This is a genomic window from Kitasatospora griseola (assembly GCF_044999035.1).
Taxonomy (GTDB): domain Bacteria; phylum Actinomycetota; class Actinomycetes; order Streptomycetales; family Streptomycetaceae; genus Kitasatospora; species Kitasatospora griseola.
The window spans coordinates 3,091,518-3,117,493 of record NZ_CP173360.1; the positions used below are offsets into that span (position 1 = coordinate 3,091,518).

Consider the following 25,976-nt stretch of genomic DNA (forward strand, 5'->3'; position numbering starts at 1 on the left):
ACACCACCGGACCGACGTCACGGCTCACTCGACGCCGATCAGCAGCGGCGCGGCCTCCTGGCCGCCCTGGTAGGCGACGGTGTCGACCTCGGGACGGGTGCGCCTGGCGTGCGCGATCAGCCGGTCGGCGAGCTCGGCGGGAGAGTCGTCGCCGAGCACCAGGGTGACGAGTTCGCCGGACGCCGCGATCATCCGGTCCAGCACGGTGAGCGCCGTCTCGGTGAGGTCGTGGCCGATCACCGCGACGTCACCGTCGATCAGACCGAGCACGTCGCCCGCCTGGCAGACGCCGGCCATCGTCCAGGACTCGCCCTCGGCGACGGCGAGTTCGGCGTACCGGGTGGCGCCGGCGGCGGAGGTCATGGCGACCACGTCCTCGTCGAAGCGGCGGCCGGCGTCGTGCACGGCCAGCGCGGCCAGGCCCTGCACCGGCGAACGGGTCGGCAGCACGGCGATCCGCACGCCCTCCTCGCGCAGCTGGTCGGCGGCGGCGCCGGCGGCGGCCCGCAGTTCGGGGTCGTTGAGCAGCAGGATCACCTCGCGGGCCGCGCAGCGGTGCACGGCCGCGACCAGTTCGGCGCTCGCCGGGGCCCGGTCCGGATCGGCGGCCAGCACCACCGAGCCGGCCTGTTCGCACAGCTGGGCCAGTCCGCTGCCGGTCACCACGCTGAGCACGGCCCGGCCGTGCGAGACGGTCTCCTCGCGCTCGCCGGAGCGGGCCGCCGCCTCGGCGAAGTGCGTGATCCGGATCCGGTACGGCCGGCCCGCCTCGACCCCCGCCTCCACGGCCGCGCCCGCGTCGTCCACGTGCACGTGGACGTTCCACAGGCCGTCGCCGCCGCCGATCACCAGCGAGTCGCCGAGCCGCCCCAGCCGCTCGCGCAGCCGCGGCAGCTGCCCGTCCTCGGCCTCCAGCAGGTAGATCACCTCGAACGCGGGGTGGCCCGGGCCCGGCGGACGCTCATGGCCCTCGCAGCCGGCCACCACCACGGGGTCCACCTCGCGCCGCAACGCGACCGGCCCCATCGGCTGCTGTCCGGACACCGCGTCCACCAGCGCCCCCAGCACCGCGACCAGCCCCCGGCCGCCGGCGTCCACCACGCCCGCCTCCGCGAGCACCGTCAACTGGTCCGGGGTGAGCAGCAGCGCCTGCCGGGCCGCCCGGTACGCCTCCCGGGCCTGACCCGTCAGCCCCTGCGCGGCCTTAGCGGCGCCGGCGGCGGCCGCGGCGACGGTCAGCAGGGTGCCCTCGACCGGCTCCGCGACAGCCAGGTAGGCGGACCGCGCGCCGTTGTCGAGGGCCTCCCCCAGCTCCCCGCCCCCCGACAGCACCTCGGCGAGGCCGCGCAGCCACTGCGCCAGGATCACGCCGGAATTGCCCCGCGCCCCGATCAGCGCCCCGCGGGCCGCGGCGGTCGCCGCAGCGGCCAGCGCGGGCGGCTCCTCCTCGGCGAACAGCGCGTCCAGCGCCTCGGCGGCGGACTCCACGGTCAGATAGAGGTTGGTGCCGGTGTCGCCGTCCGGAACCGGGTAGACGTTCAGTGCGTCGATCTCCTCGCGGGCCTGGCCGAGGGCTGCCAGCGCGAGCCGGCACCAGGTGCGGACGGCCGCGGCGTCGAGGGTGTCCAGCACCAAATCTCCTCCGGGTGAACGCCACGAGAACGCGACGGGACGCGGTGGCGAGGGCGATGCTGGCAGGTTATCGGCCCCTGCGACGCCACCGGCGGCACCCTCCGCTGCAGGTCGCGGGAACGATCACCCCGGCAATCGTGGTAGTTTCGTTGAGCGGGAGTCACCGTTGTATGCTCTCCCGGTTGCCTGGAACACTCCGGGCTGTTCAAGTTCCTGATCTGAAGTCTTGGAGTGACTCCTGTGGCTGCCAACTGCGACGTCTGCGGCAAGGGCCCGGGCTTCGGCAACAGCATCTCCCACTCGCACCGCCGTACCCCCCGTCGTTGGAACCCCAACATTCAGACGGTGCGCGCTGTGGTTGGGCGCACGCCGAAGCGGCTCAACGTCTGCACCTCGTGCATCAAGGCCGGTAAGGTCTCGCGCTGACGCGCAGACCGGTACGCCGGTCGCCTTCTTGCTCGGTGAAAGCCGACCATGTCCCTTCGGGGATCATGGTCGGCTTTCGCTTTTTCTGCTTCAGGCTGCGAAACCAGGGGCTCGGGGCGGCGGGCCTCAGAACGGGGACCCGAAACTGCGGAACCTTTTCGCGCCCCGTTGATCACCCGCAGACACGGCCCCGCCGTTCCCCGGGCCCCTGGTGGTGCACCCCCGGGCCCCTGGTGATGGCCTACCGCTGCTGCCAGAAGTGGTCCACCGGCCCGATGCCGGAACCCAGTGCGAAGCCGTGCTCGATGGCGCCCGTCACATAGGCCTTGGCGTGGGCGACCGCGACCGGCATCGAATCCCCCTTCGCCAGCTGCGAAGCGATCGCGCTGGCGAGGGTGCAGCCGGTGCCGTGGGTGTGGCGGTTGTCGTGGCGGGGGGCCCGGTACCAGTGGGTTTCGCCGGTGGGGCCGAGGAGGAGATCGGCGGCTTCGCCTTCGAGGTGGCCGCCCTTGATGAGCGCCCAGCGGGGCCCGAGGTCGCGCAGCGCCTTCGCGGCGTCGAGCATCCGGCTCTCGTCGGTGACCTCCAGCCCGGTGAGTTGGGTCACCTCGTGCAGATTGGGGGTGACCAGCGTGGCGACCGGCAGGAGCCGCTCGCGGACGGTGGCGACAGCCTCCGCGGCGAGCAGCGCGTCGCCGTGCTTGGAGACTCCGACCGGGTCGACGACCACGGGGGCGGGGGCGTCGGCGAGGAGCGCGGAGACGGTTTCGACGAGTTCGATCGAGGCCAGCATGCCGGTCTTGATCGCCTGGACGCCGATGTCGTCGACGACGCTGCGGTACTGGGCGCGGACGGCTTCGGCGGGCAGTTCCCAGTAGCCCTGGACGCCGAGCGAGTTCTGCGCGGTGACGGCGGTGATGACGCTCATGCCGTGGACGCCGAGGGCGAGCATCGCCTTGAGGTCGGCCTGGATCCCGGCACCGCCGCCGCTGTCGGAGCCGGCGACGGTGAGCACCCGGGGCGGGGCGGTGTTGGTGGTCATGTGCCCCAACCTACCGACCGGGGGAAACGCGTCAGAGCACGGCCTCGGATTCGATCCAGCGGTCCGGCGGGACGGTCTTGAGGCGGACGACGCCGTCGGCGATCGGGGTGAGGTGGATCTCGGTGTGGCGCAGGGCGGTGAAGTGTCCGAAGGCACCCTGGTGGACGGCTTCGACGGCGTGCCAGCCGAAGCGGGTGGCGAGGACGCGGTCGAGCGCGGTCGGGGTGCCGCCGCGCTGCGTGTGGCCGAGGATGACCGGCCGGGCCTCCTTGCCGAGCAGGTTCTCCAGTTCGAGGGCGAGCCGGGTGCCGATGCCGCCGAAGGTCTGGTGGCCGAACCGGTCGACCTCGCCGTGTTCGAAGCGCAGGGTGCCGGGCAGCGGCTGCGCGCCTTCGGCGACCGCGATGATGGCGAACTTCTTGCCCCGCCGGAAGCGGTCCTCGATCATCCGGGCGACGGCCTCGATGTCGAAGGGCTTCTCGGGGACGAGGATGCCGTGCGCGCCGCCGGCCATGCCCGCGGTGAGGGTGATCCAGCCGGTGTGGCGGCCCATCAGCTCGACGACCATGACGCGCTGGTGGGACTCGGCGGTGGTCTTGAGGCGGTCGATGGCCTCGGTGGCGACGTGCACGGCGGTGTCGAAGCCGAAGGTGGCGTCGGTGGCTTCGATGTCGTTGTCGATGGTCTTGGGGACGCCGACCACCGGCAGCCCGGCGTCGCTGAAGAGTTTGGCGGCGGTCAGGGTGCCTTCGCCGCCGATCGCGATCAGGGCGTCGATGCCGAGCCGGGCGGCGAGTTCGGCGGAGTTCTCGACCGCCCAGCGGATCTTCTCGCGCTGCACCCGGGCGGAGCCGAGGATGGTGCCGCCGAGAGTGAGCAGGCCGGTGACGTCGTCGTGCGAGATCGGGCGGGCGCGGCTCTCGATCAGGCCGAGGAAGCCGTCCTCGATGCCGATGATCTCGTCGCCGTGCACGTCGGTGCCGCGGTGCACGACGGAGCGGATCACCGCGTTGAGTCCGGGGCAGTCGCCGCCGCTGGTGAGAACGCCGATGCGCATGGTGGCTGTGCTCTCCTGCTCCCGAGGGCACGGGACCCCCGCGTAGGTGGAGACCGGACCGCCGACGCCGCCGGTCCGCCCGACAGTCGCCACCCTACGCGTTGGAGGCCGTACCGAGGGGTAACGGCGGGCGGGCTACTGCTCGGCGAAGTGGTCCCATCCCGCGGTGCGGTCCCAGGGGGCGCCGTCGACCGTGACCACGCCCCCGCGGCCGGCCCGGGCAGGGCGGACCACTTCGCCGATCTGCCGCCAGCGGGCCGGGAGTCCGACGCTCTTGGGGAAGGTCGCCACGATCGCGTGGTCCTCGCCACCGGACAGCACCCACACCAGCGGGTCGACGCCGACGGCCTGGCCGATGTCGGCCATCTGCGCGGGGACGTCGAAGTCGGCGGCCCGCAGGTCGATGTCCACGCCGCTGGCCCGGGCGACGTGGCCGAGGTCGGCGACCAGCCCGTCGGAGACGTCGACCATGGCGGTGGCGCCGAGGTCGCTGGCGGCGGGGCCGGCGTGGTACGGCGGTTCGGGGCGGCGGTGCGCCTCGACGAAGGCCCGCGGGGAGCGGAAGCCGCGCTGAAGGACGGTCAGCCCGGCGGCGGACCAGCCGAGCCAGCCGGTGACGGCGACCACGTCGCCGACCTGGGCGCCGGAGCGGACCACGGGGCGGCGGCCCTGCAGGTCGCCGAGGGCGGTGATGGCCAGCGTGATGGTGTCGCCGCGGACCACGTCGCCGCCGACCACGGTGGCCCCGGCCACCTGGCACTCGTCGCGCAGGCCGTCCATCAGTTCGGTGGCCCAGGTGGTGGGCAGGTCGGCGGGGGCGACCAGGCCGAGCAGCAGGGCGGTGGGGACGGCGCCCATCGCGGCGATGTCGGCGAGGTTCTGCGCGGCGCACTTGCGGCCCACGTCGTACGCGGTGGACCAGTCGCGGCGGAAGTGCCGGCCCTCGATGAGCACGTCGGTGGTGGCCACCACCCGGCCGTCGGGGGCCTTGACCACCGCCGCGTCGTCACCGGGCCCGAGTTCCACCACCGGCGTCATCGGCAGCCGTGCGGTCAGCTCCCGGATGAGCCCGAACTCGCCGAGCTCGCCCACGGTCCCCTGCATCAGCCCGTCCTCCCGAGTCCTTCACGTGATCCGTCTGGGGTGCGCCCCCCGCGCGGCAGCGTACGCCCTCCGAGGGGGCGAAGGTCTCCCCTGTGCCGCTGTCGCGCGGTAGCGTGGTGATCAGACTGCCGGTCAGCAACTCCCCTTACCCAGCCGCCTGGAGGTCCACCGTGGTGCAGGCGTACATCCTGATCCAGACCGAGGTGGGCAAGGCCACCGCGGTCGCCGAGTCCATTGCCAAGATCCCCGGAGTGCTCACCGCCGAGGACGTGACCGGTCCGTACGACGTGATCGTCCGCGCCGAGGCGGAGTCGATCGACGAGTTGGGCCGCCTGGTGGTGGCGAGGGTGCAGCAGGTGGAGGGCATCACCCGCACCCTGACCTGTCCGGTGGTTCGCCTGTAGGGGCGCTTACCATCGACGGGTGCCTTTCCGCGACCTCCTGAACCGCCTGCCCGCGCCGGTGCGCTGGCTCGCGCCCCCCGCCGCGCTGCTCGCCCTGACGGCGGGGCTGGTCGCTTCCTGGAGCGGTGAACCCGACGTCGCCCCGCCGACGCCGAGCGCCCAGGCCGCGCAGTACTGCCGGGCCCTGGACGCGAGGCTGCCCGGCGAGGTGCTCGGCCACCCGCGCAAGGACCCGTCGCCCGCCTCGCCGTACACGGCGGCCTGGGCGTCCTCCCCGCGCACGGTGCTGACCTGCGGCGGGGACCGGCCCGACTACCTGAACGACACCCTGCGCAAGGGCCCGTGCGTCGACGAGGTCGGCTGGGGCATGAGCGAGGACGGGAGGGGCGGGTACTTCTTCGCCACCGGGCTGCGCCTCGCGTACGTCGAGGTGCACGTCCCGGCGGGCGCGTACCCGAACTACGCGGACCCGCTCTCCTCGTTCTCGCCCGCCATCCGGGCGGCCGTCCCGCGGATCGACGGGACGGCCGACTCGGACTGCCTGGACGGCAACTCCTAGCGCAGGCCCGTGGAGCGGCGCAGCGCGGCGGCCAGCAGGCGGTCGATCAGCTCGGCGTAGGGCACGCCGGTGGCCTCCCACATCTTGGGGTAGGCGGAGATCGGCGTGAAGCCGGGCATGGTGTTGATCTCGTTGACCATCCACCGGCCGTCGTTCAGCAGGAAGAAGTCGACCCGGGCCAGGCCCTCGCAGCCGAGGCCCTCGAACACCTCGACGGCCTGCCGCTGGAGTTCGGTGCGCTCCGCGTCGGTGAGCTTCGCCGGGATCTCGACCTCGGAGGAGTCGATGTACTTGGCCTCGAAGTCGTAGAACTCGAAGTCGGCGTCGACCAGCACCTCGGCGGGCACCGAGGCGCGCGGGCCGTCCTCGAACTCCAGCACGCCGCACTCGATCTCGCGGCCCTCGACGCCCTTCTCCACGATCACCTTCGGGTCGTGGCGGCGGGCCTCGTCGATCGCGGCGTCCAGGTCGGCGAGATCCTTGACCTTGGTGATGCCGATCGAGGAGCCGGCCCGGCAGGGCTTGACGAACAGCGGCAGGCCGAGCCCGGCGATCCGCTCGCGGGCGGCGGCCCGGCCGGTCTCGGACTGCCACTCGCGCGGCTTGACCACCGTGTACTCGCCCGCGTACAGGCCGAGCGACTCGATGATCCGCTTGGTGAACTCCTTGTCCATGCCGACCGAGCTGGCCAGCACGCCGGAGCCGACGTACGGCACCCCGGAGAGCTCCAGCAGGCCCTGCAGGGTGCCGTCCTCGCCCCAGGGGCCGTGCAGCAGCGGCAGCACCACGTCGACCTCGCCGAGCACCTTGGGGGCGGCTCCGGGCTCGGTCCAGACCACGTCGCGGTTGCCGGGCGCGAGCGGCAGCGCGACCTGGCCCTCGGCGGACTCGGCGACCTGGTCGACGTCGGGCATCCGGCCGTCGGTGATCGCCATCCGGGCGGGTTCGTCGCCGACCAGGGCCCAGCGGCCCTCGTGGGTGATGCCGATCGGCAGCACCTCGTACTTGCTGCGGTCGATCGAGCGCAGCACGCTGGCGGCGGTGACCACGGACACGCCGTGCTCGGAGCTCCGGCCGCCGAAGACGATCGCGACGCGCGGCTTGGCCGACTGGTTCGGGGAGGTCTGTTCGATGCTCATATCGGCTTTGAGACTACCGTCCGATTCCGGTCACCGGCGTTCCGGCTTGGCCGAACGGGCCATCAGCCCCTTCAGCACTTCCTGGGTCGGCCGGCCGTTGTGCACCACGTCGACCACGGCTTCGACGATCGGCATCTCCACGCCGTTGCGCCGGGCCAGGTCGAGCACCGACTCGCAGGACTTCACGCCCTCCGCGGTCTGGCTGGTCGCCGCGATGGTCTCGGCGACCGTCATGCCGCGGCCCAGGTTGGTGCCGAAGGTGTTGTTCCGGGACAGCGGCGAGGAACAGGTCGCCACCAGGTCGCCCATGCCCGCCAGGCCCGCGAAGGTGTGCGCGTCGGCGCCGAGGCGCAGGCCCAGCCGGGTGGTCTCGGCCAGCCCGCGGGTGATCAGGGTGGCCTTGGTGTTGTCGCCCAGGCCCATGCCGTTGGCCATGCCGACCGCCAGGCCGATCACGTTCTTCACCGCGCCGCCGAGCTCGCAGCCCACCACGTCGGTGTTGGTGTACGGGCGGAAGTACGGGGTGTGGCAGGCCTTCTGGAAGCGCTTGGCGACGTCCTCGTCGGTGCAGGCGACCACCGTGGCGGCGGGCTGCCGGTTGGCGATCTCGCCGGCCAGGTTGGGGCCGGACACCACCACGACGCGCTCCGGGCCGACCTGCGCGACCTCCGCGATCACCTCGCTCATCCGCTTCGCGGTGCCGAGTTCGATGCCCTTCATCAGGCTGACCAGCACGGTGTCAGGGGCCAGCATCGGCGCCCAGTGCGCGAGGTTGTCGCGCAGCGTCTGGGACGGCACCGACAGCACCGCGAAGTCGGCGCCGGCCAGTGCGGCGGCCGCGTCGGTGGTCGCCCGGATCGACCGGGGAAGCGTCAGACCCGGCAGGTAGTCCCGGTTGACGTGCTCCTTGTTGATGGCGTCGGCGAGTTCCTGCCGGCGGCCCCACAGGGTCACCTCGCAGCCGGCGTCGGCCAGGATCATCGCGAAGGCGGTGCCCCAGGAGCCCGTCCCCATCACGGCGCAGCGAGTCACCGGCCACCCTCCTCGGCGGCGCGCTCACGCTTGGCCTCGGCAGCCGTGGCCCGCTCCTTGGCGGCCTTGCGCATGTCGTAGCGCTCGGCAGGGGCCTGCTCGCCGCGGATTCCCTCCAGTACGGCGGTGATCGCCGCCATGATGTCGTCGGTGGCGTCGCGCAGCACCTGGGCGGTGATCTCCTGGCCCTGGTACTTGCTCAGGTCCACCGCCGGACCGGCCGCGACCGTCACCTTGTGCCGCGGGAACAGGTGGTACTTGCCCTTTCCGCCCTTCCCGTACGGCGGGATGATCTCCTGCGCGCCCCAGTGCGCGACCGGGATCACCGGCGCGCCCGTCATCAGCGCGACCCGGGCGGCGCCGCTCTTGCCGGTCATCGGCCACATGTCCGGATCCCGGGTGAGCGTGCCCTCCGGGTAGAACTGCACGCACTGGCCGCCCTTGACCGCGTCGATCGCGGCCCGGAACGCGTCGGCGGCGTCGGTGGAATCCCGGAACACCGGGATCTGGCCGGTCTTGCGCAGCATGAATCCGATGAACGGCACTTGGAACAGCGAGGACTTGCCGAGTATCCGGGGCGGGCGGCCCGAGTTGTACTGCCAGTGCCCGTAGAACACCGGGTCGATCACCGAGTTGTGGTTGACCACGGCGATGAAGCCGCCCTTCTCGGGCAGGTGCTCCCAGCCTCGCCAGTCCGTTGTCGCCAAGGCGTTTGTCACCGGCTTCACGAGCGCTGCCGCCAGGCGGTACCAGATCCCGTAGTCGGCGTTTCCGAACCTGGCGTTAGAGCGGCGGGCCACCCCAGCTCCTCCTCTTTCGCGCGGCGTCCCGCCCGGGCGGTGCCGCTGGTCTCTCTCTCCCTCGCCGGGGGCCGGGCAGCGGCTCCGAGGCGCCGACCAGTCTCACCCGCGAGGGAAGTCCGTGTCGAGCAGCCACCACCGCCACCGGCCGACCAGTGCCCCGCCGACGGCCCGAACACCCCGGAACCGCTGGCCAGGGCTCCCCGGCCGACGTCACAATGACGCCGATGACAGAGGACACCGTACGCCCAGCCACCGTCCGCCCGTCCGCCCCGGGGCCGGGCCCGGACGGTGCGGCTCCGCGGCTCGGCTGGACCCTGGTCGTCCCGGTCAAGCCGCTGGCCGAGGCCAAGAGCCGGCTCGCCGCGCTGGGTGCGCTACGGCCCCGGCTGGCCCTCGCCTTCGCGCTCGACACCGTCGCCGCGGCGCTCGCCTGCCCGACGGTCGAACGGGTGTTGGTGGTGGGACGGGATCCGCGCGCCACCGGTGCGCTGCGCGCGCTGGGGGCGACCGTCCTCGACGACGAACCCGGCGACGGGCTCAACCCGGCGCTCTCGCACGGCAGTGGCGCGGCGCACCGGCTGCACCCGCACTCCCCCGTCGCCACCCTCTCCGCGGACCTGCCGGCGCTGCGGCCCGCCGAGCTCGCCCGCGTCCTCGCCGCCGCGCTCCCGCACGGCCGGGCCTTCCTCGCGGACACCCCCGGCACCGGGACCGTCCTGCTGGCCGGCCCGCCCGGCGTCCCGCTGCGGCCGGCCTTCGGGCCCGACTCCCGGCGACGCCACGCGGCCGGCGGGGCGGCCGAACTCCGGCTCCCCGACGTGCCGTCCGTCCGGCGCGACGTCGACACCCCCGAGGACCTGGCCGACGCCCTCCGACTCGGCCTCGGCCCGGCCACCGGCGCCCTGCTCCGAAGCTCTATGCTGCTTCCCATGCAGGCCACCGCGTTCACCTTCGACCCCACGACCCGCTCCGGCTCGGTCCTGCTCGACGACGGCACTCCCGTCCCCTTCGACGCCCCGGCCTTCGACGCCGGCGGCCTGCGGCTCCTCCGCCCCGGCCAGCGCCTGCGCATCCGCACCACCGGCGAGGGCGCCGCCCGGCGCGTCACCTTCCTCACCCTCCCCACCTTCCCGGACCCCGAGTCCGCCTGACGCTCCGTCGGGAATCGCCGGGCGGACCGGACTTCGGACCGGTCCGCGGGCGAGGTGCGCCTCCGGGCGTGCTACGCCGCCGACTTGCGCAGGCAGAGCGCCATGACGGCCGGGGTGTTGAGCAACTCCAGGCGCCTCGGGGCGACTTGCAGCGGACCCGCGGCGGTGGGGACCACCCGGATCAGCCGGGTCTGGCCGAGCAGGACGAAGCTCAGCAGCAGGTGGCCGTCCCGGAGCAGGAAGCTCTCGGTGCGCTGCGCGGCGCCCGGCCCGAAGAAGTAGCGGTAGGCCTCGTACTGCGTCCAACCGAGCGGAAGCGTCCGGAGGGTGCCCCAGAGCGAGGCGAGCGCGTCGGCGAGGGAGAGGAACGAGGCCGATTCGGTGATGCCTTCGATGCTGACGGCGTATCCGGACTGCTGGCCCTTCACGGCGGCTCCTGTGGCGGGTCGAGTTCGGCCCAGACGGTGTGGGACCGGGCGGTGTGGCGATGGCCGTAGCGGTCGGCCTCGGTGAGGACGTCGAGGAGCACCAGGTGGACCTCGGCGTCCGGGTTTCCGGGGAGGGTGGCTTCGATCCGGTGGCCGCCGCCGGGGAGGCGGCGGATCCGGGCTTCGGCTCCGGTGGCGGCGGCGAGCCTGGAGGCAAGGTCGAACACCCTGGTGGTTCGCACGCCACGCCCTCTCCCCCGAAGTCGGCCGATCACGCAAAGTGAATCTAAGCCATTAGATTCCACCTGATGCATTAGATTGTCAAGCTGAATCACCCGTCCTGCCGCAATCCGGCAGGTCTCGCCTTCCGCCGGGAGATGCCAGATGCCCTCACAGGACCCGCCGTACCTCCGCATCGCGGACCACCTGCGCCGCCGGGTGGCGGACGGCGAGTGGGCGATCGGCGAGCGGCTGCCGTCCCGTGCGCAGCTGGCCGTGAGCTACGGCGTGGGCGCCAACGTGCTCCAGCGGGCGCAGGAAGTCCTCATCGCCGAAGGCCTGTTGGAGGGCCGGGCGGGTTCGGGCACGTATCTGCGCGAGCCGGTGGAGCGGCGTCCGATGCGGCGCGCCCGGACGGTCGACGCGTTCCCCGCCTCCGCTGTGCCGAACGGGAGTTGGGACGCGCACAGCGAGGCCCGGGTGGAGCCGCCGCCCGCGGTCGCGCGCCGACTGGGCATCGAGCCGGGCGAGTTGACGGTCCACACCCGCTACGAGTTCATGCTGGAGCACAGGCCGGTCCAACTCGCCGAGTCCTGGGAGCCGATGGCGATCACCGACGGAACTCCCATCCTGCTGCCGGACTTGGGTCCGCTGAGCGGGCGGGGAGTGGTGGAGCGGATGGCCTCGATCGGGGTCCGGGTGGTGCGCGCCGAGGAACGGCCGCGTCCCGGGCGGGCGACGCCGGAGCAGGCGAATCTGCTGGGGATCGGCGCGGGCGATCCCGTGATGCTGATCGAGCGGACGTATCTGGACGACTCCGGCCGACCGGTGGAGACCGCGGATCTGGTGATTCCGGATTCCCGCTGGGAGATCATCTACGAGCTGCCGGTGGAACAGCCGGAGTAATTCCGTCCGGCCCGGCGCATTTCCCGACCGGCTGCGATCGCTCGGCCGCGACCCGTCGACGGGTGCCCGAACGATCCGTCCCCCGGACGCGAAAAGGCCGCGACGGCCCCGGTCCGGGGCCTCCGGAGGTCCGGGTTCCCTGGCGTGGGGCCGTCACGGCCTGGCCGCCCCGGCGCCGGCTGATCCGGCACCGGGCTCGGTGCGACTACTTGGCGGTGGACTTGCGCGCCGTGGTCTTGCGCGCGGTGGTCTTCTTCGCCGGAGCGGTCTTCTTGGCGGCGGCCTTCTTGGTGGCGGCCGCGGTGGTGGTCTTCTTCGCCGCGGTGGTCTTGGCGGTGGTGGCCTTCTTGACCGCGGTGGTCTTCTTCGCCGCCGTGGTGGCCGTCTTCTTGGCCGCGGTGGTGGCCGTCTTCTTCGCAGCGGTCTTCTTGGTCGCCGGGGCGGCGGCAGCGGCGGCGCGCTTGGTGGCGGCGCGCTTGGCGGCCGGGGTGGCGGCCACACCGGACTTGCCCGGGGTCAGCGAGCCCTTGGGCGCCTTCTTCACGGACGGGCCGTCCTTCGGCAGCTTCTTGCTGCCGGAGACGAGGTCCTTGAAGCCCTGGCCCGGGCGGAACCGCGGCACCGCGGTCTTCTTGACCTTGACCCGCTCACCCGTCTGCGGGTTGCGGGCGAAGCGCGCCGAGCGCTCCACCTTCTCGAAGGTGCCGAAGCCGGTGACCGACACCCGGTCACCCGCCACGACGGCACGCACCATGGTGTCGAGCACTGCGTCGACGGCCTCTGCGGCAGCCTTGCGACCGCCCAGCTGCTCGGCCACCGCTTCGACAAGCTGAGCCTTGTTCACGTCTTCCCCTTCGGAAACGGGCGCCGGATGATTCCATCCGTTCTTTTCGCACGTTAGGTATGTATCTGCGGACTTTCAATTACCAAACGCGTGAATCACCCTAGTGTCGCAACGTATTTGCGCATGGAGGTGCTCACCGGGGCGGCATCCGCCCCTCGTCGAGGTCCTGCACAAAGCGACTCAACCGCCGTGCCGCCTCCGGGAGATCACGCTTGGCGGTCTCGGTGACGATCAGCAGTTGTCGGGTGAGAGCGGTCTTTGCGTCCGTCGACACGTTCAGCGCGTGAACGCGGGCGTGGGCTTGCTTCAACCGCTCGGCCACCAGTGCGTGGAGCAGGGTGACTTCCGAGTCGGCAGCACTGTCCCGACCCTCCGCGAACGCGGGTTCGCCACCCGGGTACGGCGGTTCGGGGTTGTGGTGCATGCAACGATTGTGCCATCTGTACGCAGTTGCGCTGAACCAGGGTCTATTCACGGCTGACGAACTCCCCTGCGAACAACGAAGACCCGCCCCGGAGGGGGGCGGGTCTTGTTGTCGGACCGTCAGAATGCCGTCACTCAGACGACCGGGAGGGTGCGCGGCTTGTAGGCCGGGCGCTTCGCTTCGAACGCGGCGACATCGGCCTCGTTCTGCAGCGTGATGCTGATGTCGTCCAGACCGTTCAGCAGCCGCCAGCGAACGTTGTCGTCCAGCTCGAACGGAGCGGTGATGTTCTCCGCCCGGACCTCGCGGGCCTCCAGGTCGACGGTGATCTCCGCGGTCGGGTCGGCCTCTGTCAACTCCCAGAGCCGTTCCACGGTCTCCTGCGGCAGGACCACCGTCAGCAGGCCGTTCTTCAGCGAGTTGCCGCGGAAGATGTCGGCGAACCGGGAGGAGACGACGGCCTGGAAGCCGTAGTTCTGCAGCGCCCAGACCGCGTGCTCACGGGACGAGCCGGTGCCGAACTCGGGGCCGGCCACCAGCACCGTGGCGCCCTGGCGCTCGGGGCGGTTGAGGACGAACTCCTCATCCTTGCGCCAGGCCTCGAACAGGCCGTCCTCGAAGCCGGAACGGGTGACCTTCTTCAGCCAGTGCGCCGGGATGATCTGGTCGGTGTCCACGTTCGAGCGGCGCAGCGGGACGGCGCGGCCGGTGTGGGTGGTGAACTTCTCCATGGCTCAGGCCTCCACGGCGACGTTGTTCGAGAGGTCGGAAGGTGCGGCCAGCCGGCCCAGCAGCGCGGTGGCGGCGGCGACCTGCGGCGACACCAGGTGGGTGCGACCGCCCTTGCCCTGCCGGCCCTCGAAGTTGCGGTTCGAGGTGGACGCGCAGCGCTCGCCCGGGGCCAGCTGGTCGGGGTTCATGCCCAGGCACATCGAGCAGCCGGCGTGCCGCCACTCGGCGCCCGCGGCGGTGAACACCTTGTCCAGGCCTTCCTCCACGGCCTGCAGGGCGACCCGGACCGAGCCCGGAACCACGAGCATCCGCACGCTGTCGGCGATCTGACGACCCTCCAGCACCGCGGCGGCGGCGCGCAGGTCCTCGATCCGGCCGTTGGTGCAGGAGCCGACGAACACGGCGTCGACCTTGACCTCGCGCAGCGGGGTGCCGGCCTCCAGGCCCATGTACTTCAGGGCGTTCTCGGCGGCGGTCCGCTCCTGCGGGTCCTCGAAGTCGGCCGGGTTCGGCACGTTGGCGCCCAGCGGCGCGCCCTGGCCCGGGTTGGTGCCCCAGGTGACGAACGGGGTCAGCTCGGCGGCGTCGATGAACACCTCGGCGTCGAACACCGCGTCCTCGTCGGTGGCCAGGGTCTCCCAGTAGGCGACCGCGGCGTCCCAGTCCGCGCCCTGCGGGGCGTGCGGGCGGCCCTGCAGGTAGTCGAAGGTGGTGCGGTCCGGGGCGATCATGCCGGCCCGGGCGCCCGCCTCGATGGACATGTTGCAGATCGTCATCCGGGCCTCCATGGAGAGGCTGCGGATCGCCGAGCCGCGGTACTCCAGGACGTAGCCCTGGCCGCCGCCGGTGCCGATCTTGGTGATCACGGCCAGGATCAGGTCCTTGGCGGTGACGCCCTCGGGCAGGTCGCCCTCGACGGTGATCGCCATGGTCCGGAACGGGGCCAGCGGCAGGGTCTGGGTCGCCAGCACGTGCTCGACCTGGCTGGTGCCGATGCCGAACGCCAGTGCGCCGAAAGCACCGTGGGTGGAGGTGTGGGAGTCGCCGCACACCACCGTCATGCCCGGCTGGGTCAGGCCCAGCTGCGGGCCGACCACGTGCACCACGCCCTGCTCGACGTCGCCCAGCGAGTGGATGCGCACGCCGAACTCCTCGGCGTTCCGGCGCAGCGTCTCCAGCTGGACCCGGGAGACCGGGTCGGCGATCGGCTTGTCGATGTCCAGGGTCGGGGTGTTGTGGTCCTCGGTGGCGATCGTCAGATCGGTGCGGCGCACCTGGCGGCCGGCCAGCCGGAGCCCGTCGAACGCCTGCGGGCTGGTCACCTCGTGCAGCAGGTGCAGGTCGATGTAGAGCAGGTCGGGCTCGCCCTCGGCGCGCCGGACGACGTGGTCGTCCCAGACCTTCTCTGCGAGTGTCCGTCCCATCGGATTCCCTCCAGCCGGCCGCTCTGCCGGCCTTCTCGTGATCGTCGAGGTCTTGTCCCGTGCCGCCCTGTGAGGCTCGCTCGGCATCGTGACCCGCACGCCGGACCGTCCAGCATGCGGACACCGGGGTGACGGCTCCGCGCTGGGTGTTCTCCCGGGCTGCTGACTCCAGAGTGGCGGTTTTCTCGGAAGATTGAACTTGCGTCTCGCTGATTGAGACTGCAGTATCGAGACATGGACAACACTAGCGGCGTCGGCGTTCTCGACAAGGCCGCTCTGGTGCTGAGCGCACTGGAGTCGGGCCCCGCCACGTTGGCGGGGCTGGTCGCCGCCACCGGTCTGGCCCGGCCCACCGCCCACCGACTCGCCGTCGCACTCGAACACCACCGCCTGGTCACCAGGGACATGCAGGGCCGCTTCATTCTCGGCCCCCGACTCGCCGAACTCTCCGCCGCCGCAGGCGAGGACCGTCTCCTCGCCGCCGCCGGCCCGGTGCTCACGCACCTGCGGGACGTCACCGGCGAGAGCGCCCAGCTGTACCGCCGCCAGGGCGAGATGCGCATCTGCGTGGCCGCCGCTGAACGACTGTCGGGCCTGCGCGACACCGTGCCGGTCGGCTCCACCCTCCCGATGAAGGCCGGCTCCGCCGCCCAGGTCCTGCTCGCCTGGGAGGAGCCCGAGCGCCTCCACCGCGGGCTCCAGGGCGCCCGGTTCACCGCCACCGCGCTCAGCGGCGTCCGCCGCCGCGGCTGGGCCCAGTCCATCGGCGAACGCGAGCCCGGCGTCGCCTCGGTCTCCGCCCCCGTCCGCGGCCCCTCCAACCGCGTCGTCGCCGCGGTCTCCGTCTCCGGCCCGATCGAACGCCTCACCCGCCACCCCGGCCGCCTCCACGCCCAGGCCATCATCGAGGCCGCCAACCGCCTCACCGAGGCCCTCCGCCGCAGCTGACCTCACAACCCCCCAATGCTTCGCCCGCCCCCGGCACCCGTGCCGGGGGCGGGCGCGTTTTCACGGGAGACAGCAGAGGGAGGCACCGGACACGATGACCGAGGAGACGGGGAAGCCCTGCGAGCCGGATGCGGCGAGGGCGGGCGGGGCGCCCGGTGCAGGCTCGGCCGACCGGTGCCCGTGGGGTGGTGGGCCGGAAACGCAAAAAAGCCCCGGTCTCCCGGAGCTTGATTTTCTGAGCGTTTGGCTGGGGTACCAGGACTCGAACCTAGACTAAATGAACCAGAATCACTCGTGCTGCCAATTACACCATACCCCAAAAGTACCCCCGACCGGATTCGAACCGGCGCTACCGCCTTGAGAGGGCGGCGTGCTAGGCCGCTACACAACGGGGGCCCTAGCTTGAATGAGTACCCCCGACCGGATTCGAACCGGCGCTACCGCCTTGAGAGGGCGGCGTGCTAGGCCGCTACACAACGGGGGCTTGTCTCATTCATTCTGCAATTGTCAAGAATTGCGTACCCCCGACCGGATTCGAACCGGCGCTACCGCCTTGAGAGGGCGGCGTGCTAGGCCGCTACACAACGGGGGCTTGCATCACTTGCGTGCTGCGCTGGGGTACCAGGACTCGAACCTAGACTAACTGAACCAGAATCAGTCGTGCTGCCAATTACACCATACCCCACCAGAGTTCAACCCCTGCGGGGGTCTTCCTCGGTGTCTTGCGCCTCCCTGCCCGGGCGGCGCAGAAAGAACATTACCCGACGCCCCGCCCGGCTCCAAAATCGATAACTGCAGGCAGTGCCCCGGACACCTGCGGGCCAGGTCAGCGACCTGGCCCGCAGGGGCGCCGGAGGCGGCCCCGGGGGGCCGCCGGGGGCCTCAGGAGGCCGGGAGCAGCTCCAGGGCGGCGAGCAGGCGGCGCAGCGTCTCCTCGCGGCCCAGCAGCTCCATGGACTCGAACAGCGGCGGGGAGACCCGACGGCCGGTCACCGCGACGCGGAGCGGGGTGAAGGCGAACTTGGGCTTGATGCCGAGGCCGTCGACCAGGGCCTCGCGCAGCGCGGCCTGGATCGGGTCGGGGGTGAAGTCCGTCAGTTCGGTGAGCGCCTTGACGGAGGCTTCGATCACGGGGCGGGCGTCGGCGGTGAGCACCTTCGCGGCGTCCTCCGGGTCGACCGCGAAGTCGGCGGGGGCGACGAACAGGAAGCCGGCCATGGCGACGATCTCGGAGAGGACGACCATCCGCTCCTGGGTGAGCGGCGCGACCTTGCCGAGCAGGTCGAGCTGCTCGGCGGTCGGCTCCGCCGGGAGCAGCCCGGCGGCCTGGAGGTAGGGCACCAGGCGCTGGACGAACTCCTCGGGGGCGAGCCGGCGGACGTGCTCGGCGTTGATGTGCTCGGCCTTCTTGAGGTCGAAGCGCGCCGGGTTGCCGTTGACGTCGTCGATGTCGAACGCGGCGACCATCTCGTCGATGTCGAAGATGTCGCGGTCGTCGGAGAGCGACCAGCCCAGCAGGGCCAGGTAGTTGAGCAGGCCCTCGGGGAGGAAGCCGCGCTCGCGGTACAGGTTGAGCGAGGCCTGCGGGTCGCGCTTGGAGAGCTTCTTGTTGCCCTCGCCCATCACGTACGGCAGGTGGCCGAAGCGCGGGGTGGTGCCGTTGCCGACGCCGATGTCCGCGAGGGCGGCGTAGAGGGCGATCTGACGGGGCGTCGAGGACAGCAGGTCCTCGCCGCGGAGCACGTGGGTGATCTCCATCAGGGCGTCGTCGACCGGGTTGACCAGGGTGTACAGCGGGGCGCCGTTGGCCCGGACGATGCCGTAGTCGGGGACGTCCTTCGGGTCGAAGGAGATCGGGCCGCGGACCAGGTCGTCGAAGGTGAGGGTGGTGTCGGGCATCCGGAAGCGGAGGATCGACGGGCGGCCCTCCTGCTCGTGGACGGCGATCTGGTCGGCCGTCAGGTCGCGGCAGTGGCCGTCGTAGCCGGAGGGCTTGCCGGCGGCGCGGGCGGCCTCGCGACGGGCGTCCAGCTCCTCGGTGGTGCAGTAGCAGGGGTAGGCGTGGCCGGCGGCGCGCAAGCGCTCGGCGACGTCCGCGTAGATGTCCATCCGCTGCGACTGGCGGTAGGGGGCGTGCGGGCCGCCGATCTCCGGGCCCTCGTCCCAGTCGAAGCCGAGCCAGCGCATGGCGTCGAGCAGCTGGTTGTAGGACTCCTCGGAGTCGCGGGCGGCGTCGGTGTCCTCGATCCGGAACACCAGGGTGCCGCCGTTGTGGCGGGCGTAGGCCCAGTTGAAGAGCGCCGTGCGGACCAGGCCGACGTGCGGGTTTCCGGTCGGGGACGGGCAGAAGCGGACCCGGACGTCGGGGTTCTTGTCAGCCACGGTTACTGCATCCTTCATCGCTTGACGACCTTGTTGGCGAGGGTGCCGATGCCTTCGACGGAGACGGCGACCTCGTCGCCGATGTTCAGGGGGCCGACACCCGCGGGGGTGCCGGTGAGGATGACGTCGCCCGGGAGCAGGGTCATCGCTTCGGAGATGTGCGCGACCAGTTCGGCGACCGAGCGGGCCATCTGGGAGGTGCGGCCGGCTTGGCGCAGCTCGCCGTTGACGGTGCAGGTGACGGCGAGGTCGGCGGGGTCGAGGTCGGTCTCGATCCACGGGCCGAGCGGGCAGGAGGTGTCGAAGCCCTTGGCGCGGGCCCACTGGCCCTCGCGCTGCTGCACGTCGCGGGCGGTGACGTCGTTGGCGCAGGTGTAGCCGAAGATCACTTCGGGGACCCGGTCGAGCGGCACTTCGCGGCACATCCGGCCGATCACCACGGCGAGTTCGGCCTCGTACTGGACGTCCGAGGAGAACGGCGGGTAGGCGATGGACTCGGTGGGGCCGATGACGGCGGTGGAGGGCTTGAAGAAGGTCAGCGGCACGGCCGGGACCTCGTTGCCCAGCTCGGCGGCGTGGTCGGCGTAGTTGCGGCCGACCGCCACGATCTTGCTGGGCAGCATCGGGGCCAGCAGCCGGACGTCCTGCAGCCGGTGGGTCTCCCCGGTCGGCTGGGGGGTGCCGAAGGGGTGGCCGGCGAGGGTGTGCACCACCAGCGAGTCGGGTTGCGCGGCGTCCCCCTCGATGATGCCGAAGGAGACCGAGCCCGCCGCGGGGCTCCCTTCACGGACGGAGAACCTGGCGATACGCACAGCCCTGCAACCTCTCGGTTCGTCGGCCGCCCGGACGCTCCCGGGCGGTTGCCGAGCCCGCAGTGCCGGGCCCGGCTGTACCACCAGGTTATCGGCGCGGGGGTCAGCCCTGCGGCAGGCGGGGGGCCGGTGCCGCCATCAGGACGGTGCGGCGCGGGTTGGCGGTCACGGTGGGCAGCGCGGCGGCGCACTGGGGGGCCGTGCGCTCGGCGGCGAAGCCGGGCAGCTGGGAGAAGTCCGCGACGGAGGCCAGGGTGGTGCGGCGCGGGTTGGCCGTGGAACGGGTGGCCTTCGTGGTCGTCTCGGACATTTGCTCAGCACCTTGTTTCGCTCGAACGGACTTTTGCGCGGGCCCGCCGCTGGGCAGGCTCCGGTCAACCCTGCCAGGTTAGGGAGCCCATTCCACAGTGGCCGTGACCAAAGCTATACATCCGGCTGTGAGGTTGCTCACAATTTCCGGTTCAAAGGGCGTGGAAGTGGCGATTCCGGACCAATGGAAAAAACCGCTATTGGGGATATCCCGGACATTTGCCGCACAAACTGATCTTCCTCTTAGTTGACATGACTGCGGCGAGTGTCCGAAAAGGACCGTATTCCGAGCCCGAAGCACCACGGAACGTGAGTCGCCGCACGCGGTGGGTAGCCCTGGACACCGTGTCGTAACGGCCCTTGTTGGACTTCCCCCGCTGTGCTGGAATGCCACGGAAAAACTCGACACCGCCCTCTCTCCGCCCGGCGGGGAAGGGCGCCCGGTCCAGAGGTTGCGACGCCAGTGCAGGGACGTTTCAAGAGGGGCAACGGCGCCGCGGGTGACCCGGAGTCGCGGGAGCCCGTGGCCGGCCCCCACCAGGCGGCACCGTCGCCTGGCCAGGGCGAGCGGCCGTTCGGCGCCCCCGCCGAGGTTGCCGCCGACAGCAGTGCCCCGGGCGCCGCGAGCGCGCCCCAACCGGAGGGCGGTAGCGCGCCGGCCGACAAGCAGAGCCGCCGTTCCAGACTGCGCGGCACGCTGAACCGCCGCCGTGCCACCGGCATGAGCCGCTTCGCCATGCGCAACTGGCGAATCCGCACCCGCCTGATCGCACTGCTGTTCCTGCCCGTGGTGGTCGCCCTGGTGCTGGGCGGTCTGCGCGTGCAGACCTCGATGGAGAACTCCCGCCAGCTGTCGCAGATGAGCGACCTGGCCGAACTGGCCCGCAACGCCACCGCGCTGGCCAACGCCCTGCAGTACGAGCGCGACGTCTCGGCCGGCCCGCTGGCCGCCGGCGGCAGCGCCGACAGCGACCCCGAGATCTCCGACGCGTACAAGCAGACCAACACGCTGTCGAAGACCTTCAACGCCAGCGCCGACAAGTTCGACAACCTCGACCTGGCCGGTTCCAAGACCCTGCTGCTGCAGGTCCGCAAGGACCTCAACACGCTGCCCCGGGCCCGTACTGGCGCGTTCAAGAGCCCCGAGAACATCCAGGCCACGATCACCAACTACGACGTGATCATCAAGGACCTGATCGGCGCCACCCAGGACATCGCGATCACCTCGAACTCGACCGAGCTGATCAAGACCACCCGTGCGCTGTACCAGTTCTCCACGGCCAAGGAGTACACCTCGATGCAGCGCGCGCTGATCAGCGCCGCGCTCGCGAACCCCGGCGGCCCGTCGATGTCGGCCTCCGACGAGACCTTCGGCGTCCGACTGATGAGCTCCGAGGACAACGCGCTCGCCAACTTCACCGCCATCTACGGCGAGAGCGAGGCCCGCGCGCTGCGCGCCGCGATGAGCTACAACCAGGTCGTCGCCGAGGCCGACCGGTTCTCCAAGGCCGCGCTGAACACCAACGGCATCCGGCAGGCCGACAACCCGTCCTACAAGGACTGGTTCGACAAGTCGACCGCCAAGGTCAACGCCGAGAAGACCATCGAGAACAACCTGCTCAACGTCCTCGACGGCAAGGCCCAGGCGCTGCAGTCGGACATCGACACCGAGTCCGTCATCAACGCCGCCGTGGTCGCCCTGGTGCTCGTCGTCGCCATCGCCGGCGCCGCCCTGGTGGCCCGCTCGATGGTGCGCTCGCTGACCCGTCTGCAGGCCGCCGCCGAGGACGTCGCCGAACGCCGTCTGCCGGAACTGGTCAAGACGCTCTCCGAGAGCGACCCGCACGACGTCGACGTCACCGTCGAGCCGGTCGGCGTCGACTCCGCCGACGAGATCGGCCACGTGGCGCACGCCTTCGACATGGTGCACCGCGAGGCGGTCCGACTGGCCGCCGAGCAGGCGCTGCTGCGAGGCAACATCAACGCGATGTTCACCAACCTGTCGCGCCGCAGCCAGGGCCTGATCCAGCGCCAGTTGTCGCTGATCTCCGAGCTGGAGAGCCGCGAGGCCGACCCGGACCAGCTGGCCTCGCTGTTCAAGCTCGACCACCTCGCCACCCGTATGCGCCGCAACGGCGAGAACCTCCTCGTCCTCGCGGGCGAGGACCCCGGCCGCCGGTGGACCCGCCCCGTCCCGCTGGTCGACGTGCTCCGCGCCGCCGCCTCCGAGGTGGAGCAGTACGAGCGCATCGAACTCGCCTCGGTGCCCACCGCCGAGGTCGCCGGCCGCGTCGTCAACGACCTCGTCCACCTGCTCGCCGAGCTGCTGGAGAACGCCACCTCGTTCTCCTCCCCGCAGACCCGGGTCCGGGTCACCGGTCACGCCCTGCCCGACGGCCGGGTGCTGATCGAGATCCACGACACCGGCATCGGCCTCTCCCCCGACGACCTCGCCGACATCAACGAGCGCCTGGCCAACCCGCCGGTGGTGGACGTCTCGGTGTCCCGCCGCATGGGTCTGTTCGTGGTCGGCCGCCTGTCCCTGCGACACGGCATCCGGATCCAGCTCCGCCCGTCCGACTCCGGCGGCACCACCGCGCTGGTCATGCTCCCGGTGGACGTCACCAACTCCGCCGAACGGCGCGGCAACCGGCCCGGTGCGGGCGCCGGGGCCGGCCAGGGCGGACGCCAGCAGCGCGGCGTCGCGCCGACGCCGCGTCAGCAGGGCCGCCCCGCGGGCGACCTGCCCGGCGCGCGCACCGCGCTCGGCCAGGCTCCGGCCGGCGGGCAGGGCGGCCAGGGCGGCCGTCCGCAGCTCGGCCAGGGCCCGATGGGCGGCAGCCCCGACCTCTTCACCCCGGGCGCGACGTCCGGTCCGTCCGCGCCCTCGGGCCCGGCGGGCACCGGCAGCCGGCGCGGGCCGGCCGAGGCGCCCGGGCAGGGCGGCTTCGGCCCCGGCGGTGCGTTCGGCGGCGGTGGGGCCCCGGGCGGCCGCGCCGGTGGTCTGCCGACCCGTTCGGTCGGCCAGTCGCTGCGCGAGAACCCGGCGCCGGGCGTCTCCGGCCCGTCGGCCCCGTCGGCCCCGGCCGGTCCGGGCGCGGGTGCCGGTACGGGTGCGGGCGCCGGTGCGCCGGCCGGGGGCGGGCTGCCGCCGCGGCGGGTGCCGGGTGCGTCCGGTGCGCCGGGCCTGCAGGGCGGGCCGGGCGGCCAGGGCGGACTTCCGCCGCGCCGTCCGCAGAACCCCCAGGGACCGCAGGCACCGCAGGCTCCGCAGGGACCGCAGGCTCCGCAGGCTCCGCAGGGCGGGCTTCCGCCGCGTCGCCCGCAGGCTCCGCAGGGGCCGCAGAACCCGCAGGCGCCGCAGGGCGGTCCGGAGCGGACCCGTCCGGCCGAGGGCCGTCCCGGCTTCGAGGGTCGTCCCGGCTTCGAGGGTCGTCCGGGCGCCGAGCCGACCCAGCACGGCCGGGCCGAGCAGCTGCCGACGCGCCGTCCGCTGCCGCCGCAGCAGTCGGCCGCGCCGCTGGAGGCCGCCCCCGCCGACCAGTCGGGCGGGTTCGCCCGGCCGCGGTTCGAGGCGTCCGACATCGACCCGCGCGACCCGCTGGGCCTCGGCCTGGTGGAGCCGGTGCTGCCGGACCCGGTGGGTCAGGGCGTGCCGCCGGTGCCGCAGCCGCGGCCGCAGGAGCGGCAGGCCCCGCAGCAGTTCGCGGAGCGGCCGCAGCCGATGGCGCTGCCGACCGCCGGCGAGTCGGCTGCCGCCCCGGCGCCGGCCCCTGAGCAGGTCCGCTCCCGCGGGTACCAGCCGCAGCGGCCCGGTACCAGCGCGCCCGGGTTCGGCCGGCCCCAGCCGCAGCAGTCCCGGCCGGCCCCCCAGGCCCCGCAGCCCCAGGCCCCGCAGGCTCCGGCCGCGCGGCCGCAGCAGCAGCCGCAGGCCGACCCGTTCCAGCAGCAGCGTCCGCAGGGCATGCCGCAGCGGCCGGTGCCGGGTGGCCCGCAGGGCGCCCCGCAGCGTCCGGCGGCGGAGCGTCCGGCCCCACAGCCCCAGCAGCCCCAGGCCCAGCAGCAGCCGGCCGGTCCCGGTCCGGACGCGCCGTGGCGCCCGTCCGCGAACGACGAGCGCTGGCGGCGGGCCGAGCAGATGCGCGAGCCGCAGACCGACGGCCTGACCACCTCGGGGCTGCCGCGTCGCACCCCCCAGGCCAACCTGGTCTCCGGCAGCGCCGAGGCCAGCCCGCTGACGGGTCCGCAGGTCTCGCGCAGCCCGGAGGAGGTGCGCGGCCGGCTGACCAACCTGCGCCGCGGCATCCAGCAGGGCCGCCAGGCCGGCGCGCAGCAGCCGGGCTCCGGCCGTCCCGCGCCGCAGCAGCGGCCGGGCTTCGACTTCGGCGGCACGTCCGAGGGCCACCGGGGAGCCCAGTTCGACGCCGATGGCAACAACGGCTTCGGCCCCGAGCACCAGGAGCGTTGAGTTGAGTCAGATGATGAGCCAGGCCGCCCAGAACCTGAACTGGCTGATCACCAACTTCGTGGACAACACCCCCGGGGTGTCCCACACGGTGGTGGTCTCCGCCGACGGTCTGCTGCTGTGCATGTCCGAGGGGTTCCCCCGGGACCGTGCCGACCAGCTCGCCGCGGTGGCCTCCGGGTTGACCTCGCTGACCTCCGGCGCCAGCCGGATCTTCGAGGGCGGCGACGTCAACCAGACCGTCGTGGAGATGGAGCGGGGCTTCCTGTTCCTGATGGCGATCAGCGACGGCTCCGCGCTCGCGGTGCTCGCCTCGCCGGACTCCGACATCGGCCTCGTCGGCTACGAGATGGCCCTGCTGGTCGACCGCGCCGGCGCGGTGCTCACGCCGGCCCTGCGGGCCGAACTCCAGGGCAGCCTGCTGCACTGACGGCCGGTCGGCCCCTTCGACTCCTCTGCACCACCCTCACCGTGCCGGACCCGTCAGATCCCGGGTCCGGCACACCCACCCCCAAGTCTTCCCGGCACGGTGGCTGACATCCGGTCAGCCGGCTGGCCCCGGGCTCCGGCCGCGGACGACTGCAGCACAAGGAGGACGCATGCCCCCGACACCCGCCGGCACATACGGCAACGGGTACGGAAACGGCTACGGCGGCCAGCAGTCGGACGGCTACGAGCAGCAGCCGCTGGTCCGCCCGTACGCCATGACCGGCGGACGCACCCGGCCGCGCTACCAGTTGGCCATCGAGGCGCTGATCTCGACCACGGGCACCAACCCCCCGGGCGTGCTGCTGCCCGAGCACGCGCGGATCGTCTCGCTGTGCCGTGAGGTCAAGTCGGTCGCCGAGATCTCCGCGCTGGCGGGAGTCCCGCTGGGAGTGGCCCGCATCCTCGTCGCAGACCTGGCCGAGGCCGGCCTGGTCGCCATCCACCAGCCCGCCGCGGCGGGCGAGTCGGGCGGTACGCCTGACGTGACGCTGCTCGAAAGGGTCCTCAGTGGACTTCGCAAGCTCTAACGCGGCCGCCCCCAGCCGCGCGACCACCTCCGCCAAGATCGTCGTCGCAGGCGGATTCGGCGTGGGCAAGACGACGCTCGTCGGCGCGGTCTCCGAAATCAACCCCCTGCGCACCGAAGCCGTCATGACCAGCGCCTCCGCCGGCATCGACGACCTCAGCCACGTCTCCGGCAAGACGACCACCACCGTCGCCATGGACTTCGGCCGCATCACCCTCGACGAAGACCTCATCCTCTACCTCTTCGGCACCCCCGGACAGGACCGCTTCTGGTTCATGTGGGACGACCTCGTCCGCGGCGCCATCGGCGCCGTCGTCCTCGTCGACACCCGCCGCCTCGCCGACTGCTTCCCCGCCCTCGACTACTTCGAGAACAGCGGACTCCCCTTCGTCGTCGCCCTCAACGGCTTCGACGGACACCAGCCCCACACCGGCGACGAAGTCCGCGAAGCGCTCCAGCTCAACGCGGACATCCCGATCGTCACCCTCGACGCCCGACGCCGGGACAGCGCCAAGAGCGCCCTCATCACCCTCGTCGAGCACGCCCTCCTCGCCCGCCTGCGGTGAGTGGCGGAAGGCCCGGCCGGGGGCGCGTGCCAAGGGTGGTTCGCGTCCCCCGGTAACAGTTCGAACAGACATTTGCCGGGGCTTTCTGACCGTACGTAGTCACCCGGTTCCGGTCCGCGCCAATGGCCTAGACCTTTGCGGAAGTTCCGCCGC

25 protein-coding genes, 5 tRNA genes and 1 pseudogene are annotated in these 25,976 nt (G+C 72.2%); 10 read left to right on the forward strand and 21 right to left on the reverse strand.

Features of this window, described 5'->3' with window-relative positions; all coding sequences use genetic code 11:
• Window positions 1-24: 24 nt before the first annotated feature.
• Complete coding sequence (locus ACI1MP_RS13820) at window positions 25-1,632, reverse strand: DAK2 domain-containing protein (RefSeq protein ID WP_100590048.1); 1,608 nt, start codon at window positions 1,630-1,632, stop codon at window positions 25-27.
• A gap of 240 nt (window positions 1,633-1,872) precedes the next feature.
• On the opposite strand from ACI1MP_RS13820, the gene rpmB reads away from it, so the two are divergent.
• Entirely contained in the window at window positions 1,873-2,058 is a 186-nt protein-coding gene (rpmB, locus tag ACI1MP_RS13825; RefSeq protein ID WP_073813963.1) for a 50S ribosomal protein L28, read from the forward strand.
• A 241-nt stretch (window positions 2,059-2,299) separates the two neighbouring features.
• Here rpmB and thiD read toward each other — a convergent pair whose 3' ends face one another.
• From thiD to ACI1MP_RS13840, 3 genes are all read right to left on the reverse strand, one after another.
• Window positions 2,300-3,100 (reverse strand): bifunctional hydroxymethylpyrimidine kinase/phosphomethylpyrimidine kinase, encoded by an 801-nt coding sequence (gene thiD / locus ACI1MP_RS13830; RefSeq protein ID WP_404868774.1) that lies wholly within the window; start codon window positions 3,098-3,100, stop codon window positions 2,300-2,302.
• Between the two features lie 31 nt (window positions 3,101-3,131).
• Complete coding sequence (locus ACI1MP_RS13835; RefSeq protein ID WP_100590050.1) at window positions 3,132-4,157, reverse strand: ATP-dependent 6-phosphofructokinase; 1,026 nt, start codon at window positions 4,155-4,157, stop codon at window positions 3,132-3,134.
• A gap of 135 nt (window positions 4,158-4,292) precedes the next feature.
• Window positions 4,293-5,261 (reverse strand): thiamine-phosphate kinase, encoded by a 969-nt coding sequence (locus ACI1MP_RS13840; RefSeq protein WP_404868775.1) that lies wholly within the window; start codon window positions 5,259-5,261, stop codon window positions 4,293-4,295.
• Between the two features lie 170 nt (window positions 5,262-5,431).
• Here ACI1MP_RS13840 and ACI1MP_RS13845 point away from each other — a divergent pair, with 170 nt between their 5' ends.
• Window positions 5,432-5,665: an Lrp/AsnC family transcriptional regulator gene (locus ACI1MP_RS13845; RefSeq protein WP_100590052.1), complete on the forward strand. Its 234-nt coding sequence runs from the start codon at window positions 5,432-5,434 to the stop codon at window positions 5,663-5,665.
• A 19-nt stretch (window positions 5,666-5,684) separates the two neighbouring features.
• Window positions 5,685-6,224 (forward strand): DUF3515 domain-containing protein, encoded by a 540-nt coding sequence (locus ACI1MP_RS13850; RefSeq protein ID WP_404868776.1) that lies wholly within the window; start codon window positions 5,685-5,687, stop codon window positions 6,222-6,224.
• On the opposite strand, the gene ACI1MP_RS13855 is transcribed toward ACI1MP_RS13850, so the two are convergent.
• From ACI1MP_RS13855 to ACI1MP_RS13865, 3 genes are read right to left on the reverse strand one after another with little or no spacing between them, the layout of a single operon-like run.
• Complete coding sequence (locus tag ACI1MP_RS13855) at window positions 6,221-7,363, reverse strand: D-alanine--D-alanine ligase family protein (protein ID WP_100590054.1); 1,143 nt, start codon at window positions 7,361-7,363, stop codon at window positions 6,221-6,223. The genes ACI1MP_RS13850 and ACI1MP_RS13855 overlap by 4 nt on opposite strands.
• A gap of 30 nt (window positions 7,364-7,393) precedes the next feature.
• Window positions 7,394-8,395 (reverse strand): NAD(P)H-dependent glycerol-3-phosphate dehydrogenase, encoded by a 1,002-nt coding sequence (locus ACI1MP_RS13860; RefSeq protein WP_100590055.1) that lies wholly within the window; start codon window positions 8,393-8,395, stop codon window positions 7,394-7,396.
• Window positions 8,392-9,195, reverse strand: a complete 804-nt coding sequence (locus ACI1MP_RS13865) for a lysophospholipid acyltransferase family protein (RefSeq protein ID WP_363482187.1) — start codon at window positions 9,193-9,195, stop codon at window positions 8,392-8,394. Before ACI1MP_RS13865 ends, ACI1MP_RS13860 begins: the two co-directional genes overlap by 4 nt.
• A 227-nt stretch (window positions 9,196-9,422) precedes the next feature.
• Between ACI1MP_RS13865 and cofC the strand changes: the two are divergent.
• Window positions 9,423-10,103, forward strand: a pseudogene (gene cofC / locus ACI1MP_RS13870) (2-phospho-L-lactate guanylyltransferase); the annotation flags it as partial.
• Between the two features lie 317 nt (window positions 10,104-10,420).
• Here cofC and ACI1MP_RS13875 read toward each other — a convergent pair.
• Together ACI1MP_RS13875 and ACI1MP_RS13880 are read right to left on the reverse strand one after the other, a co-directional pair.
• A complete protein-coding gene (locus ACI1MP_RS13875) occupies window positions 10,421-10,777 on the reverse strand; it encodes a hypothetical protein (RefSeq protein ID WP_380334071.1) in 357 nt (118 codons plus the stop codon).
• Complete coding sequence (locus ACI1MP_RS13880; RefSeq protein ID WP_043916136.1) at window positions 10,774-11,019, reverse strand: hypothetical protein; 246 nt, start codon at window positions 11,017-11,019, stop codon at window positions 10,774-10,776. Before ACI1MP_RS13880 ends, ACI1MP_RS13875 begins: the two co-directional genes overlap by 4 nt.
• Before the next feature lie 142 nt (window positions 11,020-11,161).
• Between ACI1MP_RS13880 and ACI1MP_RS13885 the strand changes: the two genes are divergently transcribed.
• Window positions 11,162-11,902, forward strand: coding sequence for a GntR family transcriptional regulator (locus tag ACI1MP_RS13885; RefSeq protein WP_380334068.1), 741 nt, complete (start codon window positions 11,162-11,164; stop codon window positions 11,900-11,902).
• Between the two features lie 205 nt (window positions 11,903-12,107).
• Here ACI1MP_RS13885 and ACI1MP_RS13890 read toward each other — a convergent pair whose 3' ends face one another.
• The 4 genes from ACI1MP_RS13890 to leuC all read right to left on the reverse strand — a co-directional run bounded on the left by ACI1MP_RS13890 (window position 12,108) and on the right by leuC (window position 15,326).
• The gene (locus ACI1MP_RS13890) at window positions 12,108-12,746 is read right to left on the reverse strand and encodes an HU family DNA-binding protein (protein ID WP_404868777.1); all 639 of its coding nucleotides are present in this window, start codon (window positions 12,744-12,746) and stop codon (window positions 12,108-12,110) included.
• A gap of 133 nt (window positions 12,747-12,879) precedes the next feature.
• Window positions 12,880-13,170 carry a hypothetical protein gene (locus tag ACI1MP_RS13895; protein ID WP_369880806.1) on the reverse strand — a complete coding sequence of 97 codons (291 nt, stop codon included), beginning with the start codon at window positions 13,168-13,170 and terminating at the stop codon, window positions 12,880-12,882.
• Window positions 13,171-13,304: 134 nt separating this feature from the next.
• Window positions 13,305-13,901 carry a 3-isopropylmalate dehydratase small subunit gene (leuD, locus tag ACI1MP_RS13900; RefSeq protein WP_380334063.1) on the reverse strand — a complete coding sequence of 199 codons (597 nt, stop codon included), beginning with the start codon at window positions 13,899-13,901 and terminating at the stop codon, window positions 13,305-13,307.
• Window positions 13,902-13,904: 3 nt separating this feature from the next.
• On the reverse strand, window positions 13,905-15,326 hold the full coding sequence (leuC, locus tag ACI1MP_RS13905; protein ID WP_380334060.1) for a 3-isopropylmalate dehydratase large subunit: 1,422 nt from the start codon (window positions 15,324-15,326) through the stop codon (window positions 13,905-13,907).
• 234 nt (window positions 15,327-15,560) lie between these two features.
• Here leuC and ACI1MP_RS13910 point away from each other — a divergent pair, with 234 nt between their 5' ends.
• On the forward strand, window positions 15,561-16,274 hold the full coding sequence (locus tag ACI1MP_RS13910) for an IclR family transcriptional regulator (RefSeq protein ID WP_035866446.1): 714 nt from the start codon (window positions 15,561-15,563) through the stop codon (window positions 16,272-16,274).
• Between the two features lie 244 nt (window positions 16,275-16,518).
• Here ACI1MP_RS13910 and ACI1MP_RS13915 read toward each other — a convergent pair.
• From ACI1MP_RS13915 to ACI1MP_RS13950, 8 genes are all read right to left on the reverse strand, one after another.
• Window positions 16,519-16,593: transfer RNA gene (locus ACI1MP_RS13915), tRNA-Gln, on the reverse strand.
• A gap of 4 nt (window positions 16,594-16,597) precedes the next feature.
• Window positions 16,598-16,670: transfer RNA gene (locus ACI1MP_RS13920), tRNA-Glu, on the reverse strand.
• 15 nt (window positions 16,671-16,685) lie between these two features.
• Window positions 16,686-16,758: transfer RNA gene (locus ACI1MP_RS13925), tRNA-Glu, on the reverse strand.
• A 35-nt stretch (window positions 16,759-16,793) separates the two neighbouring features.
• Window positions 16,794-16,866: transfer RNA gene (locus tag ACI1MP_RS13930), tRNA-Glu, on the reverse strand.
• 21 nt (window positions 16,867-16,887) lie between these two features.
• Window positions 16,888-16,959, reverse strand: a tRNA-Gln gene (locus tag ACI1MP_RS13935).
• A gap of 197 nt (window positions 16,960-17,156) precedes the next feature.
• Window positions 17,157-18,674, reverse strand: a complete 1,518-nt coding sequence (gene gltX, locus ACI1MP_RS13940; RefSeq protein WP_380334056.1) for a glutamate--tRNA ligase — start codon at window positions 18,672-18,674, stop codon at window positions 17,157-17,159.
• Entirely contained in the window at window positions 18,671-19,468 is a 798-nt protein-coding gene (locus tag ACI1MP_RS13945) for a fumarylacetoacetate hydrolase family protein (RefSeq protein ID WP_380334053.1), read from the reverse strand. The genes gltX and ACI1MP_RS13945 overlap by 4 nt, the downstream gene beginning before the upstream one ends.
• A gap of 103 nt (window positions 19,469-19,571) precedes the next feature.
• Window positions 19,572-19,778 carry a hypothetical protein gene (locus ACI1MP_RS13950; RefSeq protein ID WP_404868778.1) on the reverse strand — a complete coding sequence of 69 codons (207 nt, stop codon included), beginning with the start codon at window positions 19,776-19,778 and terminating at the stop codon, window positions 19,572-19,574.
• Window positions 19,779-20,300: 522 nt separating this feature from the next.
• Between ACI1MP_RS13950 and ACI1MP_RS13955 the strand changes: the two genes are divergently transcribed.
• The 4 genes from ACI1MP_RS13955 to ACI1MP_RS13970 all read left to right on the forward strand — a co-directional run bounded on the left by ACI1MP_RS13955 (window position 20,301) and on the right by ACI1MP_RS13970 (window position 25,823).
• Entirely contained in the window at window positions 20,301-24,245 is a 3,945-nt protein-coding gene (locus tag ACI1MP_RS13955; RefSeq protein ID WP_404868779.1) for a nitrate- and nitrite sensing domain-containing protein, read from the forward strand.
• A 13-nt stretch (window positions 24,246-24,258) separates the two neighbouring features.
• Window positions 24,259-24,672 carry a roadblock/LC7 domain-containing protein gene (locus tag ACI1MP_RS13960; protein WP_035873530.1) on the forward strand — a complete coding sequence of 138 codons (414 nt, stop codon included), beginning with the start codon at window positions 24,259-24,261 and terminating at the stop codon, window positions 24,670-24,672.
• Window positions 24,673-24,841: 169 nt separating this feature from the next.
• Window positions 24,842-25,258, forward strand: coding sequence for a DUF742 domain-containing protein (locus tag ACI1MP_RS13965; RefSeq protein ID WP_100587916.1), 417 nt, complete (start codon window positions 24,842-24,844; stop codon window positions 25,256-25,258).
• Window positions 25,239-25,823: an ATP/GTP-binding protein gene (locus tag ACI1MP_RS13970; RefSeq protein WP_100587917.1), complete on the forward strand. Its 585-nt coding sequence runs from the start codon at window positions 25,239-25,241 to the stop codon at window positions 25,821-25,823. The genes ACI1MP_RS13965 and ACI1MP_RS13970 overlap by 20 nt, the downstream gene beginning before the upstream one ends.
• Window positions 25,824-25,976: the final 153 nt, after the last annotated feature.